14 protein-coding genes are annotated in these 14,666 nt (G+C 38.0%); 4 read left to right on the forward strand and 10 right to left on the reverse strand.

The genetic code is table 11. From position 1 onward, the window contains the following. Positions 1-89: 89 nt before the first annotated feature. Positions 90-1,670 carry an asparagine synthase B gene (gene asnB / locus ABMA72_RS05790; RefSeq protein ID WP_393056468.1) on the forward strand — a complete coding sequence of 527 codons (1,581 nt, stop codon included), beginning with the start codon at positions 90-92 and terminating at the stop codon, positions 1,668-1,670. Positions 1,671-1,694: 24 nt separating this feature from the next. Here asnB and ABMA72_RS05795 read toward each other — a convergent pair whose 3' ends face one another. From ABMA72_RS05795 to ABMA72_RS05810, 4 genes are all read right to left on the reverse strand, one after another. Next, the gene (locus ABMA72_RS05795; RefSeq protein WP_393056470.1) at positions 1,695-1,919 is read right to left on the reverse strand and encodes a hypothetical protein; all 225 of its coding nucleotides are present in this window, start codon (positions 1,917-1,919) and stop codon (positions 1,695-1,697) included. 128 nt (positions 1,920-2,047) lie between these two features. Next, on the reverse strand, positions 2,048-4,456 hold the full coding sequence (lon, locus tag ABMA72_RS05800) for an endopeptidase La (protein WP_392856972.1): 2,409 nt from the start codon (positions 4,454-4,456) through the stop codon (positions 2,048-2,050). 337 nt (positions 4,457-4,793) lie between these two features. Continuing rightward, positions 4,794-6,104, reverse strand: a complete 1,311-nt coding sequence (gene clpX, locus ABMA72_RS05805; protein ID WP_392856974.1) for an ATP-dependent Clp protease ATP-binding subunit ClpX — start codon at positions 6,102-6,104, stop codon at positions 4,794-4,796. A 40-nt stretch (positions 6,105-6,144) separates the two neighbouring features. Further along, positions 6,145-6,756 (reverse strand): ATP-dependent Clp protease proteolytic subunit, encoded by a 612-nt coding sequence (locus ABMA72_RS05810; protein WP_021266245.1) that lies wholly within the window; start codon positions 6,754-6,756, stop codon positions 6,145-6,147. 286 nt (positions 6,757-7,042) lie between these two features. Here ABMA72_RS05810 and ABMA72_RS05815 point away from each other — a divergent pair, with 286 nt between their 5' ends. Beyond that, entirely contained in the window at positions 7,043-7,645 is a 603-nt protein-coding gene (locus ABMA72_RS05815; protein WP_021266305.1) for a peroxiredoxin, read from the forward strand. A gap of 40 nt (positions 7,646-7,685) precedes the next feature. On the opposite strand, the gene ABMA72_RS05820 is transcribed toward ABMA72_RS05815, so the two are convergent. Continuing rightward, positions 7,686-8,426, reverse strand: coding sequence for a hypothetical protein (locus ABMA72_RS05820; protein WP_392856978.1), 741 nt, complete (start codon positions 8,424-8,426; stop codon positions 7,686-7,688). A 126-nt stretch (positions 8,427-8,552) separates the two neighbouring features. On the opposite strand from ABMA72_RS05820, the gene ABMA72_RS05825 reads away from it, so the two are divergent. Next, positions 8,553-9,164, forward strand: coding sequence for a DedA family protein (locus ABMA72_RS05825; protein ID WP_392856980.1), 612 nt, complete (start codon positions 8,553-8,555; stop codon positions 9,162-9,164). Positions 9,165-9,299: 135 nt separating this feature from the next. Then, positions 9,300-9,611, forward strand: a complete 312-nt coding sequence (locus tag ABMA72_RS05830) for a hypothetical protein (RefSeq protein ID WP_392856983.1) — start codon at positions 9,300-9,302, stop codon at positions 9,609-9,611. 109 nt (positions 9,612-9,720) lie between these two features. On the opposite strand, the gene ABMA72_RS05835 is transcribed toward ABMA72_RS05830, so the two are convergent. From ABMA72_RS05835 to ABMA72_RS05855, 5 genes are all read right to left on the reverse strand, one after another. After that, the gene (locus ABMA72_RS05835; protein WP_393056472.1) at positions 9,721-10,347 is read right to left on the reverse strand and encodes a transposase; all 627 of its coding nucleotides are present in this window, start codon (positions 10,345-10,347) and stop codon (positions 9,721-9,723) included. 133 nt (positions 10,348-10,480) lie between these two features. Then, positions 10,481-11,044, reverse strand: a complete 564-nt coding sequence (locus ABMA72_RS05840) for a PilZ domain-containing protein (protein WP_392856988.1) — start codon at positions 11,042-11,044, stop codon at positions 10,481-10,483. 14 nt (positions 11,045-11,058) lie between these two features. Then, a complete protein-coding gene (locus tag ABMA72_RS05845) occupies positions 11,059-12,384 on the reverse strand; it encodes a PhoH family protein (protein WP_392856989.1) in 1,326 nt (441 codons plus the stop codon). A gap of 115 nt (positions 12,385-12,499) precedes the next feature. Continuing rightward, complete coding sequence (locus ABMA72_RS05850; RefSeq protein ID WP_393056474.1) at positions 12,500-13,633, reverse strand: hypothetical protein; 1,134 nt, start codon at positions 13,631-13,633, stop codon at positions 12,500-12,502. 3 nt (positions 13,634-13,636) lie between these two features. Next, on the reverse strand, positions 13,637-14,638 hold the full coding sequence (locus ABMA72_RS05855) for a hypothetical protein (RefSeq protein WP_393056476.1): 1,002 nt from the start codon (positions 14,636-14,638) through the stop codon (positions 13,637-13,639). Positions 14,639-14,666 lie beyond the last annotated feature (28 nt).

Below are 14,666 nucleotides of genomic sequence, written 5' to 3' on the forward strand. Positions count from 1 at the left end.
CTATTTATTAAATAACTCATAGTTTTACGTGTTCAATATTGAGAAATTATCAAAAAAAGCCGAATATTACTAAAAATATGGAGGTTTTCATGTGTGGATTTAGTGTTTTTACCGGAAAAGTTGAAGAAAAAGAGTTTGAAGAGAAGTTTGATCTTATCTCTCACCGCGGGCCAGATCAAAGGGCCATCCATCAATTAATGCAAGGAACGATGGGCTTTCACCGCCTGGCAATCATGGATCTAAGTGAAGCCGGCTCACAACCTTTTATCTCAAAGTCTCAAACTCACCTAGTCTGCAACGGCGAAATCTACAACCACCGTATATTAAAAACTGATTATATTGATCGCTATGAGTTTAAATCAGATTCAGATTGTGAAGTTATAATTCCTATCTTTGAAGAGTATGGTATCGAAAAACTTCTCATGTCTCTTGATGGGGAATTTGCTTTTGTTATTGAACACCAAGGCAAATACTACGCCGGACGAGATCCAATTGGTATTCGTCCCCTCTTCTATGGATATGGACTTGAAGATGGAAAGATTGCCTTTGCCAGTGAAGTAAAGGCCCTACAAGGTCTGTGTAAAGATATCGAACCATTTCCACCAGGGCACTACTATGCCGATGGCGAATTTACTCCATACTTCGATGTTCGAAAAATTAAGTCTCGTGTAAAAGAAGATTTAGATGCCGTTTACCAAGGTATCCACGATCACCTAGTTGAAGGTGTAAGAAAGCGTCTTGATGCTGATGCACCAGTAGGCTTTCTCCTTTCAGGTGGACTTGATTCATCACTTGTCTGTGCCATCGCGGCCAAGCTCAGTGATCGTCCTATCAAAACATTTGCCGTTGGAATTGACACAAATCCAATTGACTTAAAATATGCACGAATTGTTGCTGACTACCTCGGTAGTGAACACCATGAAGTCATCTTTACGAAAGAAGAAGCATTTGAGCACCTTGGAGAACTTGTTCACAAGCTTGAAACATGGGATATCACGACAATTCGAGCCTCAATGGGGATGTCTCTTGTGTGTAAGTACATTCGTGAAAAAACCGATGTAAAGGTTGTCCTTACAGGAGAAGTTAGTGATGAGCTCTTTGGCTATAAGTACACTGACTTTGCCCCTAGTCCTCTTGAGTTTCAAAAGGAAGCACAAAAACGTGTTCACGAATTATATCTCTATGATGTTCTAAGAGCGGATCGCTCAATAAGCTCCCACTCACTTGAAGCGCGTGTGCCTTTTAGTGATAAGGCCTTTATCGAGTATGTCATGGGAATTGCACCAGAGCTTAAAATGAATTGGTCAGGAGAAGGAAAATACCTTCTTAGAAAAGCTTTTGATCATAGTGGTTATCTTCCCGATGAAATTCTATGGCGTGAAAAAGCGGCCTTCTCAGACGCTGTTGGGCACGATATGGTTGATTGGCTTAAGGCACTTGCAGAAGAGAAATATAGCGAAGAAGAGCTATCTAAAGCGAGTGAAAAATATCCGTATGCGACTCCATTTACGAAAGAGTCTCTTATGTATCGTGATCTTTTTGAAGGACACTTTCCAGGGCTCAGCGGCCTTATTTCTGATTTTTGGATGCCTAATAAGGAATGGGAGAACTGTCAGGTGGATGACCCATCGGCGCGAGTACTACCTAACTACGGCGCATCTGGAGAATAAAAAAACACCTCGAAAGAGGTGTTTTTATTTATTAATTTTGTCTAAATTAACGCAAATGAGCCTCTTACCTTTTTTTGCCTCACGGCACTCACCACTTACAGACTCACCCTTTACTTGATAGGCGCAAGTAGAGTTTACGGCCTTGTCGATGCAGGCCTTTAGCCTTGAACGATACCCAAAATTCTTAGGTAAGCTGAATGCATTACTTGTCATTAGTATTAAAGGAATAATTAGAAACTTCTTGGACATATCAACTCCTATTTCCATCCATTATACGCCATAATTTGATAATTTTATAACCTCTTGAAATAAAAAAGGCCCCGCATATGCAGGGCCAGATTTAACAAGTATTAATTTTTTAATAGGAGGCAAGCAGCTTAGTTAGCTACTTCCATCCCTTTCCCAGAGTCAATAACCTTCAGCCCTACATGCTGCATGAATTTCTCTGGCTCTGTTAAATTTAGAGCTAGTTTCAGTACATCTTCAACATGTGAAACAGGGTGAATTGATAGTCCTTGCTTGATTTCCGGTGGGATCTCAAGAAGGTCTTTTCTATTCTTTTCAGGAATAACTACAGTTTTTACTCCCGCTTGCTTAGCAGCTAGCATTTTCTCTTTTAGGCCACCGATTGGAAGAACACGTCCTCTAATTGTCACCTCACCTGTCATCGCAACATCTTGCCTTACAGGGATTCCAGAGATTGCTGAAGTAATCGCTGTAACCATTGTGATCCCTGCTGATGGGCCATCTTTTGGAGTTGCCCCTTCAGGTGCATGAATATGGATATCATGCTTCTCAAACCACTCTTGATCAATTCCAAGACGGCCAGCGATTGAGCGAACATAGCTCATTGCTGCTTTAGCAGATTCAGTCATTACCTCACCTAGCTTACCAGTGATTTGAATACCACCCTTACCAGGAACTGCGATAACTTCGATATGTAGAAGACAACCACCAACTGAAGTATATGCTAGACCATTTACTAATCCTACTTCTGGTTGCTCCTCAATTACATTATCATCAAACTTCACTGGACCAAGATACTTCTGAACTTGTTTTGAAGAGATTGAGAACTTCTTACCTTTCTCAACATTCTTAGTCACAACATCAGTAGCAATCTTTCTAGCGATCGTATTAAACTGTCTTTCAAGTCCACGAACACCAGCTTCTTTCGTATAACCACGAACAACTTCCATGATTGTATTATCAGAGATTGAGTATTCGTAATCGTTTAGTCCATTGTCTTTCCATGCACGTGGTGCAAGGTACTTCTTAGCGATCTGAGTTTTTTCGATTGGAGTGTAACCTGCAAGGTTAATGATCTCCATTCTATCTCTAAGTGGCCCAGGAATTTGTCCTAGGTCGTTTGCAGTCATAACAAACATTACTTTTGATAGATCGTACTCAACTTCAATATAGTGATCACCGAAGTTTTTATTTTGAGCTGGGTCTAGTACCTCTAGCATTGCTGCTGCAGGATCCCCTCTCATATCAGATGTCATCTTATCGATTTCATCTAAAAGGATAACTGGATTTGATGTCCCTGCTTTCTTAAGTGCAGTGATGATCTTCCCTGGCATTGCACCTACGTATGTACGACGGTGACCACGGATTTCAGATTCATCTCTTACACCACCAAGAGAAACTCTTTCAAACTTTCTTCCTAGTGATTCAGCAAGTGACTGACAAATTGATGTTTTACCAACACCTGGAGGACCTGCTAGACAAAGGATCGTTCCCTTTCCTTCTGAACCAACAAGACTTCTTACTGCAAGATACTCAAGAATTCTTTCTTTAACATCTTTCATTCCAAAGTGATGATCATCAAGAACTGTTCTTGCATGAGTTACATCATTGTTGTCTTCTGTATACTCTCCCCATGGTAGAGAAAGCATCCAATCAATATAGTTTCTCACAACCGCAGACTCAGCTGACATTGGAGACATTGACTTAAGTTTCTTAATCTCTTTTTGTACTTTAGTAACAGCTTCTTCAGGCATTACTTTCTTAGCTAGACGCTCTTCCATTTCTTGTACTTCAGACTTCTCGTCTTTTTGTCCAAGCTCTTTTTGAATAGCGTTCATTTGCTCATTTAAGTAGTACTCTTTTTGAGATTTTTCCATTTGAGACTTAACGCGAGTTCTGATTCTTCTCTCAACGTTAATGATCTCGATCTCTCCTTGCATTTTTTCAAGAAGAAGTTGAAGACGTGCTTCAATATCTACCGCTTCAAGAATTTCCTGCTTCTCAGGAATCTTCATTGAAAGGTGTGCAACGATAATATCAGCTAATCTTGATGGATCAGTGATTGATGAAATGCTCATAAGTAATTCAGGTGGAATTCTCTTATTAAGCTTAACGTATTGTTCGAATACATTTTTAATCGATCTTACCGTAGCTTCAATTTTTACTTGTTCAGGAACAGCTGGAACACACTTAGTTACTTCTGCCCAGTAACCTTCTGTTCTTGCTTCAAATTCCTCGATTGTAGCTCTGTACTTCCCTTCGATAAGTACTTTTACTGTATTATCTGGAAGACGTAGCATTTGAATAATATTTACAACAGTTCCTACATTGTAAACATCTTCACGATCTGGGTTTAGGATACTCGCATCCTTTTGTGTAACTAGAAAAAGCTCGTTACCATTTTTTGATGCTTCCTCAAGGGCGTTGATTGACTTCTCTCTTCCTACAAATAGTGGAACAACCATGTGTGGAAAAATAATCATGTCTCTTAGCGGAAGTAACGGTAGGCTCTTCGACTCAGTTGACTTCTTGTCTGACATAGCACCTCCTGCACTATTAATACTTGTCAAAAAAATTCTGGGAAAAGGTAAAGATGGGAAGACTTCATGTCTAATCTCTAACCCTTTTATAAATTGTATCAAGAACCTATAAATATTTTGAAACTTTTTTTGGTCGGAATCTTATGCCCCTCAATAAATTCACAGTGCATAGGCCTATATTTACAAGCACTTAAGTTATCCGACTGGAGAAGACTGTTTAGCTAAAAAAATCTGACATTTGAGAAGTAGTGTAATTTCTACACCGCCTAAACGAACAAGGGCCAAGCAAAATGCCTGGCCCTGTTAACCTATTTATTAATTTTTAAATAATTAACTCTTAAGCTGATTCGATATCTTTCTTAGCTTCTAAAGTTGAGCTTGCTGAAGACTTAGTCTCTTTTCTTGGACCTTCTTCAACACGAGGTGATTCCTTACCTGCAATTGAAGCAGCAGTGATCACAACTTTGTTTGCCTTATCATTTGCTGGAACATCATACATTACTTCAAGCATTGTTTGCTCGATAATGGCACGAAGTCCACGTGCACCAGTCTTTCTAGTAAGAGCTGTTTGAGCAATTGCTTTAAGAGCTTCTTCTTCGAATTCTAGTTCGATACCATCAAATTCAAATAGTTTTTGATATTGTTTCGTAATCGCATTCTTTGGTTCCGTTAGAATTGAAACAAGTGCGTCCTCATCTAACTCTTCAAGTAGTGCGTTTACTGGAAGACGTCCGATAAATTCAGGAATTAATCCAAATTTTGTTAAGTCTTCTGCTTCAATACCACCAAGCTTTTGAATAACAGACTCTTCAGCATCAACAGTTTGTTTTGCAACAAGTCCCATTGGTCTCTTCGTCATACGTTTTTCAATAATTTTATCAAGCCCTACGAATGCACCAGCAACAACGAAAAGAATATTCTTTGTGTTAACTTGGATGAACTCTTGTTGAGGGTGCTTACGTCCACCTTTTGGAGGAACAGAAGCAACAGTACCTTCAACTAGTTTTAGAAGTGCTTGCTGTACACCTTCACCCGAAACGTCTCTCGTAATCGATGGGTTTTCTGACTTACGTGCAATCTTATCGATCTCATCAATATAAACGATACCTCGCTCAGCTCTTTCAACGTCGTAGTCACATGCTTGAAGAAGATTAAGAATAATATTCTCAACGTCTTCCCCTACGTAACCAGCTTCAGTAAGTGAAGTCGCATCAGCAATTGCAAATGGTACGTTTAGAAACTTCGCTAGTGATTGAGCGATAAGAGTCTTACCAGAACCAGTTGGCCCAGCTAGTAGAATATTTGACTTAGCAAGTTCTACTGAATCATCTTTTCTCTTCGTATCACCGTGAGCAATTCTCTTATAGTGATTATGAACGGCTACAGAGATAATCTTCTTTGCACGATCTTGTCCAATTACATATTGGTCAAGGTGTAGCTTAATCTCATGTGGCTTTGGAACATTATCAAGAGCGGCCTTAGAAACAGACTTAACCGTATCTTCATAAATGATTTCATTACACAATTCAATACACTCATCACAGATATAAACACCAGGTCCTGCAATTAGCTTTTTAACTTCTTTTTGAGACTTCCCACAGAAGTTACAAGAAAGTGAACTATTGTATGATCCATCTTTTTTAGTCATTCATTGTCCTTTAGTTTTAATTCTAAAATAGAATTATATCTTACTTCTTATTAGATTCAATAACACCATCAATAATACCTAGCTCAATTGCATCTTGTGGAGATAGGTAATTGTCACGGTCAGTTGCTGCAACAATTTTTTCCATCGTCATATCAACTGACGAGTGCTTAATATAGATACCATTTAGCTGGTCTTTTAATGTTTGAATTTCATTTGCCTGAATCTGAATATCAGAACACTGACCTTGAGCTCCACCAAGCGGTTGGTGAATCATGATTCTTGAGTGTGGAAGTGAGTAACGGTGCCCCTTCTCTCCAGCAGTCAGAAGTAGTGATCCCATTGATGCCGCAAGACCTACACAGTATGTATAAACTGGGCAAGATACGTGTTGCATAATATCGTAGATACCAAGTCCAGCATAAACGCTTCCACCTGGTGAATTGATATAGAAATGGATTGGATCTTCTGGATTACTCTGCTCTAGAAACATCATCTGAGCAATAAGTAGGTTGGCAACTGTATCATTAACTTGTGTACCTAAGAATACAATTCGATCAAGAAGTAGTCTTGAATAAATGTCGTATTGTCTCTCACCTCTTGCCGTTTGCTCAATAACAATTGGGTTAGGTATATGTGCCTTTGGATCCATCATTTTTTCTCCCTAGATATATATTTGGACTCTTTTCCAATTAATTTGTCTATTACATTCAGCATTTCGGTGGGTTGGGACTATATCTTTAGATAAATATTTGCGATTTTCTGATTAAATTCCAGCTTAAGCAACTGAAATTATTTACTCTACTTTTTCCCTATTTTACAAAAAGATGAACGAATTTTAACATTGCAGGTCTTGAATTTCCCCTACCCCTGCGGTTTAATTTAGCGCAAGAATTTATAAACTATTCAATAGTTATACGCGCAGAAAACAGGAGAATATTATGACTGAAACAGTTTACCCAACATCATTAGTTTCAAAAGCGGCACCAGAATTCAAAGGTAACGCAGTAGTAAATGGTGAAATCAAAGAAATTTCACTTTCAGACTTCAAAGGAAAGTGGAAAGTTCTTTTCTTTTACCCACTAGACTTTACATTTGTATGTCCAACAGAAATCACAGCATTTTCTGATAAAGTTCAACTTTTCAAAGACCTTAACTGTGAAGTTATCGCTTGTTCTGTTGATTCAGCTTTCTCTCACCTAGCGTGGACTAAGCAGTCAAGAAATGAAGGTGGACTTGGTGATATCAACTTCCCAATTCTAGAAGACCTTACAAAAGAAGTTTCTAAGTCATACGGTGCTCTTATGCCATCAGGTGACGTTGCATTTAGAGCAACTTATATCATCGATGACAACAACATCGTTCAACACGTTTCAATCAACAACCTATCAGTTGGTAGAAATGTTGAAGAAGTTGCAAGACTTGTAGATGGTTACCAATTTACAGCTAAGCACGGAGAAGTTTGTCCTGCTGGTTGGACAAAAGGTGCTGATACAATGAAGCCAGATCCAAAAGGATCACAAGAATATTTCAACAAGCTATAATTAGCGAGAAATATGAAGGCCCTCTAATGAGGGCCTTTTTTTAATAATAAAATCCTACTCCGATTCCCAAGCGAGTGATGCTTAGTTGTCGATAATCATTTTTTAATTCATGTCGCTTAGTAAAAATGTGATACCACATATTCTCGCTATATTTTTGACTATAGTTGATTTGATAGCGTTGGCCACTTAGCCCTCTTTGCGAATTTACAGACTGAGAAAAACTCAAATTAAAGACAAACGGTGTAATCAACTTTTGCGCAAAAGTTAAACCTACAGTTCCATAGTAAATACGCTTTGTTTCGACATCGAGAGTCCCTCCATTTAAAAGCTCTCCTGATTTATAGACATTGAATAACTCATAATCCACTCCACCGAAGAATCCTGTTGAATTGCGATGAGTATATGACTTATGTGCGTAAAGGCTTGCCCCAAGCTCTGGCTTTAGCTTTAAGTTATTTGAAAACGTGCTCCCACTATCACTTTCAACTTCTGAACCAACAAGGTAGGAAATGCTACCAAGGGCAACAATTGAAAGTTTTTCTATTGTCGTTGGAAAATAAGAAAGTCCAGCGGTTAATGTCATTGGCGAATTTTTTTGAGTTTTTAGAACTTGGCTAGACGTCTTCTCTTTAAACATTCCAAGGGAGGCAGAAGTTTGAATAAAGTAATTATGGTTATCCCCTTTAGACTTTAAAAAGAAGTCTAAGTCTTTTCCATATACTTGATTCGTATTTAAACCAATATAAAAAATAATGAGTGATCTCAAGATTCTCTTTTTCACGGGACTCATAATACCAGAGAATTAGTTGTATTTTGAGGGAGGAAAAATGCGCTGATAACTAATGCATATTGAATCAAATTAGGATATTCTTAATCTGATTTTTTTACAGTTACGCTAGGAGATAAAATGGAATTCATTGATCAGATCATGCTCTATATCAACACTCACGTCCACATGGCACCATTCATAATTTTTGGTTTGCTACTCTTAGCAGGTTTTAACATTCCTATTTCGGAAGACCTTATGTTATTTACTTCGGCCATTCTTGCGGCCAAGAATCCGGAATACCTCTACCCACTTTTTATCGGTGTATTTCTTGGGGCCTACCTTTCAGATTTAATCTGTTACGGATTTATTGGACGCTACTTAGGGCCAAAGATTTTTGGTATAAAATTCTTCGCTTCAATGGTTACACCAGAGCGTCTTGATACGGTGAACGCTTTCTTTAAGAAGTATGGTGTTTTCACTCTAATCTTCGGTCGCTTTGTTCCATTTGGCTTTAGAAATGCCCTCTTCTTATCAGCGGGCCTAGGACGTATGAATGCTTGGAAATTTGCTCTTTCAGACCTCTTGGCTGCTTCAATTTCATGTGTGGTCTACTTCACGGTTTATTATAAGTTTGGTGAGACGGCCATTGAGTATATCAAGAAGAGTAATTACGTCATTGGTGCAGTAGCACTTGCAGTAATTCTTGGTATCGTCGTCTCAAAATGGAAGAAAAAAGACGTAAACGCCTAAAATCATTATAGTCAGAAAAAATTACAAGGCCCATCAATTTGAGTTTACAGCGCGGGCCACTTCCTCCATAATCCCGCTTGTTCACAAAAGTTGTGAATAAAAATGAACAGTAATTGATTATTGGAGTACCGCTAAATGTTAAATTCAATCACGCAGAATAAAGTTATCAGTTTCAACGCATTTAAAAGCGAAAAAGCTAACCGTTGTGAAAGTACTGTTCAAAGAGATTATTTCTCTAAGCTAGACTTCTCTGCCCTAATCAATGAGACAAATTCTCTTGTTGCAGAAATCAACAATGATGACGTTATTAATAATGACCTACTTATTAAAGTTGACCAATTAACAGCTGAGTTTAAAAGCCGCATCCTTGATAATGAATCGCCTATCGATAAGTATCTTCTAGCGACGATCAAGGATCTTAAGTATTCGATAAAAGCAAAACTATAGTTTTGTTCTTTATATTCTTCTCTTTTTATTTTTGTTTTTTTTGTTTTAAGGCCCGTCAAGTGATGGGCCTTTTTATTAGGTTCCAGCAGACTTTTACGTAAGCATCGCATTAGCCTATTTTCAACTCTCGACCTGTATTTCGACACTTTCTCCATGAAAATTGTGATCGACTAAGTCCGTAGCGGATATTCTCGTTTTCTTTTTGATCAAAGAAGTCTTTAATCCATTTTACTTCTTCAACTAAAGATAGGCCTAAAGGGTTTTGGGCGAACTTTAAATGTTTAAGCTTCTTGTTTCTCACCTTATATTTTAAGGTACTAAATGGGTAATCAATAGGACACTTAACAATACTTGCGCGAACAGGATTTAGATAAACATATTTATAGGCATTAAAAAAATAACTTCTGTCTAATAAGATACAGCCTTTATAACGTCCACCGTATACTTTATTTATCCTTCCAGAACTTTTTTGAATTTTTAACGTAGTATGCTTCATAAATTCGTACATAATTTTGTCGATATCAACTTTGGGTGTTTTCAAGATTAAGTGAAAATGATTATTCATTAATACAAAATTTGCGATTTCGACCTTATAAGCGAGTTGTAGCTGATTTAGTTCATCACACATAATGTCCCAAACCTCTGCTATTGATAGATACCAAAAGTCTTTATTATTAGATCGACCAGTCAAATGATAAAAGTGCTCTGAAGAACGAATTATTGGTTTACGTGGCATAAAACTCTCCTAAAAAGAAAGTTTTTAATAAATATCAATAAAAGTTAAAACTAAACTTTTCAAAGACTAAGAACTATTTCAATATTGATTCAAATTTACAACACACTGCTTACGTAAAAGTCTGCTGGAACCTTTAGAGGGATTCTAGCGATTGGTAATCGTGAAGAACTTTCGCCCTAAGAAGTGGTAGCTTCATATCAGAGTCGTAGCCCAGTAATGATGCCGTTTTTCTGAGATGTACGATATTTCCATTCTTCTTTGATGAATTCTCAAACTGAGTTAGAAGATAAATCATATTCTTTGAAAAGGTTGTTACATATGAGCGAATCAAGGCCATATTTCCTGAAGTGACGTGAGAAAATTTAGCACCAATTGATGGTAATAAGATTTTTTCAACTTCAGATAATCCATCAAATGAACGAACGACATCGACTTCGCAGCGAATAACTTCAATATCAAATGCACTATGATCAATACTGATTAATTTTTGAGAGCTTAACTTTGAAAACTCTGGATATTGAATAAGGGATACCATGGTATGAAAGCGCGTACTTGATGGTACGCGCCCCATATCGGTAATTAACATTCCACCTTCGGAAATATTAGAACAGCGGCCTTTTAAAACATAGTCATCACAAAGATAGAGCATCTCTTGATTTACAGGTGCTCTTAAATGTTGACGATTAGCTCTCGACACTCGCTATTCCTCTATTAAAGTAATTTTGAAGCTGTCTCAGAAAGCGCTGAACGCTCACCAACAGTTAACTTCGTATGAGAGATGATCTCTTCTGTTTTTAATCTTTCAACAACATAACTTAGTCCGTTGTTGATTTCATCAAGGTAAGGACTATCGATCTGCTGAGGGTCACCTGTTAGGATGATTTTAGTTCCCTCACCGGCACGAGTTACAATTGTCTTAACTTCGTGTGGAGAAAGGTTTTGTGCCTCATCAACGATTAGGTACTGACCAGGAATTGAACGGCCACGAATATACGTTAGTGGTTCAATGTGAAGTAGTCCGTGATCCATTAGATCAACATATGAAGAACTTGTTCCCGCTCTTCTTTGATCAAATAGAAAGTCCATATTATCAAAGATTGGTTGCATCCAAGGACCTAGCTTATCGTTAACATCACCTGGAAGATAACCAAGATCTTTCCCCATTGGTTGAATCGGACGAGAAACAAGAAGTCTTGAATACTTTTCTTGATTAATTGTCATTTCAAGACCTGCAGCAATCGCAAGAAGAGTCTTACCTGTACCGGCCTTACCAACAAGAGACACTAACTTGATATCATCATTTAGAAGAGCATCTAGTGCAAATTGTTGTTCCATATTCTTTGGGTAAATCCCCCAAACCCCTTCTCTCATTGGGATTAGAGGAACGATTCCTAATTTACTTTTTGAAAAGCGTCCAAGAAGTCTTCTTCTGTCATTTCCTTCCTCGTGAACAACTAAGTATTCATTTGGAAAAATTTCAAGCTCTTCCCAATTTTCAAGTTGTAGGAAACGATTCTTTTCATATTCTTCAAGCTTATCTTTTGGCAGTGGAAGAAAACGATAACCTGAGTAGATTTCCTCAAGCTTAATATCTTTCATTCCGTAGTCTTCAGCATTAATGCCTAAGATATCAGATTTAATTCTTAAGTTAATGTCCTTAGTAATCAGAACAACATCTTCACCCTGCTCTTTTAAAAAGATTGCTGAAGCAAGAATTAAATTATCATTAATTGTTAAATCAATTGTATCGTGCTGATTTTCAATCGTCTTATCAACAGAGATAATTAAGGTTCCACCATTGTCTAGCTCAACACCATCCATTAGTGATCCCTTCTTGCGAAGATCGTCGATAATTCTTGAGAAGTAACGAGCGTTACGACCATTCTCATTCTGATCTTTCTTAAAACGGTCTACCTCTTCCACAACAACTAGTGGAATAAAGACGTCGTTAGGACCAAATTTGTTAATAGCATTAGGATCAAATAGTAATACGTTAGTATCGAGAACAAAGGTTTTACGTGTCAAAATGCCCTCCATGACATTAAGATTATGGGAGGAATCCTCTCTTAATTAAATTTTAAGTTATGGTAAAAAGGGATGTCAAAGAAAAAGGGCCGTTCACCTTTATGCGTCATGAAACTCAATCAAAAGCCTAAAAAATATCCATGGATGTATCAAATAAAGAAATAAAGATGAAAAGGCGATCACCTTTTGTCTCTTGATAGCTAGAACCAATTTCAACATTATTAAATCCAGCAGTGATTGTAACAGGCCATAGGCGAATCTCGGCACCATAATTGAGATAACCTTCTCCAAGGCCTGCAAAGAAGCCAAAGAATGGAATATTTAATTGGGCCCCAAAGTGAATCATACGGCCAAATTCAAGGCCTTGATTAATCGGTTTTATATCTAGTGCGAGAGAGTAGTCAAAAACCTTCCAGTCTTGCTTTACTGCTAGACCTGTATTTACGGCCATTGCGATACGAGGGACTTCTCCATCACCCTCAGTCTTTTTAAAATAAGTATCACCAATATCTAAGATGGCCATCGATGCAACAAACTCAGTATTTCCCCAACCATTGGCGTACTCAATTCCAATATCGTGTCCAGAGCCAGAGCCTTTAGAGAAACCAAATGTATCTTTGATTTCATCAATCGAGCCTAGGCCATTTTCAATCTTTGTGATGATATTCGTTGAGAAAATATCAAACTTATCACGTGTCCCTTCTCTCGTTAGGTACTTGAATGAGTACCCAACAGACAGACGCTGACCTGTCATAATCTTCTTTTTCTGCTTATTTCGAGCTCCACCAATTAGGTTAAAAGCGAAACCAGTAATGAAGCCTCGATCATACGAGTAGTCGACATTGAAGGCAGGATTAACGCGATTTTTTAAAACAATATTGGCGCGATTCTTTGTGAAATAAGAAAATGAAAAGTGATGGGCCTTAATTGTTGAAAAATTTGATGCCTCTAAGTAAAGAGGATAACCCATAAGTTGATTTGCAATTCCAGCTGCATCACTTGGCAGATCCGTGAAGCGATCCATGTCATCAATAGCATTAGGCCCTGCAAATGTGAAATTGACTGGCGATATGTCGATATCGTAATTGGCCCCAAGACTTGCTGGATTATAGAAAATGGTAAATGAATCCTGGTTGGCAAGTCCCATCCATGCATTTCCCATTAGTTTTGCACGAGGACTCTCCCCTAGAAAAAACTTTTCAAAGGCCATTGAATGAATGGCCAAAAGAGTAATGAATAGAAGCTTTAGCGAGTTCCTCATTACTTACCTTGAATGAAGTGTTTCAAATAATGCGGCCATATAGTAAGCAATTTGAAGTTCACTTCCTGTAAAATCAGTTACACATTGAGTTTGATTCTTTACTGTCACAAGACTATTAGAAAAACCTTTTGGTGTGATCACATTGTCGACAAAGTCTTGTCTTACAGCACTGATATCAGCTAAGAATGTCGAAAGATCAACATCAGTAATATCCCCTAAAGAGATATTTTCTAGCACATCTAATAGATTATTAAAGTCTGTTACCATTGCGCAGGCTCGCTCTAAATGAAGGCTAGAGTCTCCATTAGTTAAATCAACGCTTCCAGTATCAGCTCCATCATCACATGCACCAGTAACGCCACCAGCTTGAATATAAGCATCGAGATCAACGTCACCATAGAAAGAGTAAGCAAAGAGACATTCGTTAGTTCCAATCGTTCCCGCTCCCTTTGAACCTAGAGCATCTGAATTACCAAAGAAGGCCATGCTCATACCATTTCGAACAAAGAGCATATACATGAGAAACGAATTTATATCAGCTGCCCCATAACTTCCAAACGTCGCTTCACGAAGAGCGGCCGATGGATCCTTAGTTGCAGGCCCCATTCCTCCAGAGTACGTTAGAACTTCAATGGCCTCACCAAGGTAGTAGTAAGAAAGATCATCAATATCAGTCATGGCCTGGGCCATTGTAAAAGTTGTCATTGAACTTAGAAGGTCAGCACCTGTTGTGATTTTTGTAATTTCATTTAGGAAGAATTCTGTAACAGAAAAGCCTGCTTTACATGCGTAAGATGAAGCAAGAAGCTTATAATAAGTGGGATCTCCACTTTGCTCTTTCATCGAAAGCATCTTCGATAAGGCCTTATCACAATCCCCTGATGACAAATGATCTTCGACAGAAAGATAACTTCTTTCTAACTCGATTTCTTCGTCAGCACCACATGAAGTGAAGATCGTGAGAGATGTTAAGAGATAAATACTGAAAACAATTAGCTTATTCACAGCTTAATTATCTCTTAACTTAGTCTTT

It is taken from the genome of Halobacteriovorax sp. CON-3 (genome assembly GCF_043196995.1).
Classification (GTDB): Bacteria; Bdellovibrionota; Bacteriovoracia; order Bacteriovoracales; family Bacteriovoracaceae; genus Halobacteriovorax_A.

What these genes read in the sequence shown, in the direction of transcription:
- ABMA72_RS05850 (WP_393056474.1), bottom strand. Translation starts at nt 13,633, where the DNA reads ATGAGGAACTCGCTAAAGCTTCTATTCATTACTCTTTTGGCCATTCAT.
- ABMA72_RS05795 (WP_393056470.1), bottom strand. Translation starts at nt 1,919, where the DNA reads ATGTCCAAGAAGTTTCTAATTATTCCTTTAATACTAATGACAAGTAAT.
- ABMA72_RS05845 (WP_392856989.1), bottom strand. Translation starts at nt 12,384, where the DNA reads ATGGAGGGCATTTTGACACGTAAAACCTTTGTTCTCGATACTAACGTA.
- ABMA72_RS05830 (WP_392856983.1), top strand. Translation starts at nt 9,300, where the DNA reads ATGTTAAATTCAATCACGCAGAATAAAGTTATCAGTTTCAACGCATTT.
- ABMA72_RS05825 (WP_392856980.1), top strand. Translation starts at nt 8,553, where the DNA reads ATGGAATTCATTGATCAGATCATGCTCTATATCAACACTCACGTCCAC.
- ABMA72_RS05810 (WP_021266245.1), bottom strand. Translation starts at nt 6,756, where the DNA reads ATGATGGATCCAAAGGCACATATACCTAACCCAATTGTTATTGAGCAA.
- lon (WP_392856972.1), bottom strand. Translation starts at nt 4,456, where the DNA reads ATGTCAGACAAGAAGTCAACTGAGTCGAAGAGCCTACCGTTACTTCCG.
- ABMA72_RS05815 (WP_021266305.1), top strand. Translation starts at nt 7,043, where the DNA reads ATGACTGAAACAGTTTACCCAACATCATTAGTTTCAAAAGCGGCACCA.
- clpX (WP_392856974.1), bottom strand. Translation starts at nt 6,104, where the DNA reads ATGACTAAAAAAGATGGATCATACAATAGTTCACTTTCTTGTAACTTC.
- ABMA72_RS05835 (WP_393056472.1), bottom strand. Translation starts at nt 10,347, where the DNA reads ATGCCACGTAAACCAATAATTCGTTCTTCAGAGCACTTTTATCATTTG.
- asnB (WP_393056468.1), top strand. Translation starts at nt 90, where the DNA reads ATGTGTGGATTTAGTGTTTTTACCGGAAAAGTTGAAGAAAAAGAGTTT.